This is a genomic window from Candidatus Thiosymbion oneisti (assembly GCF_900092655.1).
Lineage (GTDB): Bacteria > Pseudomonadota > Gammaproteobacteria > Chromatiales > Chromatiaceae > Thiosymbion > Thiosymbion oneisti.
In genome coordinates this window covers 1-1209 of the sequence record NZ_FLUY01001682.1, presented here as the reverse complement: position 1 = coordinate 1209, position 1209 = coordinate 1, and the positions used below count along the sequence as shown (strand labels likewise).

The 1209-nt window shown below is 45.7% G+C and carries 1 protein-coding gene; it reads right to left on the bottom strand.

Annotated features, from left to right (window positions below):
• Positions 1 to 65: 65 nt before the first annotated feature.
• Positions 66 to 821 (bottom strand): hypothetical protein, encoded by a 756-nt coding sequence (locus BQ17_RS17685; protein WP_089729358.1) that lies wholly within the window; start codon positions 819 to 821, stop codon positions 66 to 68.
• Between the last annotated feature and the right edge of the window lie 388 nt (positions 822 to 1209).

Here is a 1209-nt window from a genome sequence, read left to right as displayed (position 1 = left end):
AACTCTTTCTGCACCGCTATAATACCGAACTGTTGCCAGCTGTTGGCTAAGATTTCACTCATATATTAACCACTACCCGCCAGAGCGATGCAGGTTGCAACGGCAACAACCAAACATATCGCAACCACAGCTGATACCGGATGGTTAACGGTAGATCCCTTGCTTTCGGGCGGTTCTTTTTTTGTTTGCTCGCCTTTTTTTGATTCTGTTGACATTGAACTTGAGTAATCAACGATAAGTTTTGCGGCAAAACCGAACAATAGCATCCCTACGAGAAGGAATTTTTGGTGAAACCAATCATCCTCCCTTTCGATCCTGAGTTTGATCTCTTCGACAGCCTTGTTGTGTTCTGCTAATATAATATCACTTTCTGTAAATCCGAAGATTGATAATTCTTTTGGGTTACTCACACCGAATCGCTTTTCGAATTCGATTTCTTTAAGGCAGGATTCTGCTTTCCCTTCTTTACAGATGTCGACAGGCGGAAACCAAAACAGCATCAACATGACCGGTATTCCGAGAAAAAAAACCAAAACAACCCCTTTCCGAAAATCTTCCAAAGGCAAATAAAGGATAAATAACGCAAGCAATATAACGAGGATGAAGAATGCGAATGTCTGCACTAAATCTTCAGCAGCGAGCTTCTCACAAGTGAGCGTCTCACAATTGCTCGCCACAAAATCGAGCTTCCCAAAATTGTCCGCCACAGAATCGAGCGTATGCTCATTAAAAAGTATCAACAGCATCAAGCATATCGAAAGTAAAAGGAATAGGCCGACAAACACCCTCCGCCATTTCAGAGACCAGAAGTTAGAGTTCATGGTTCTCTCCAAAACACCTGCCAAGGATTACGTGAAGCGATTGTCGTCAAGTCCCGTCCCACCGGGACCGCCGAACTGAGCCTCAGCTGAGTTGCCGATATTGCCAGGACGACAATTGACAAACATCTCCTCCACGTAGCCAGAACCACGGCTGATATACTGGCGCAAAGGATTAAGAGATTCAATGCATTTTTTCAACTATAGAGGGGACCATAGAGCCAACCGAAGCAAAGAAAGTGTCTCAAGCGGGTCCGAACTTGCAGGGCGGGCGCGTATAAATTTCTTTTTGATTAACAAGTTACTACCAGCCATGTCGATTGGGCAAAGCCGGGAGCGCCGGCATCCTGCCGGCTCGTAGGTTGGGCAAAGCCGGATCAGGGACGATCCG

Excerpts from the sequence above, each read along its gene's own strand:
- BQ17_RS17685 (WP_089729358.1), bottom strand. The coding sequence starts at position 821 with ATGAACTCTAACTTCTGGTCTCTGAAATGGCGGAGGGTGTTTGTCGGC.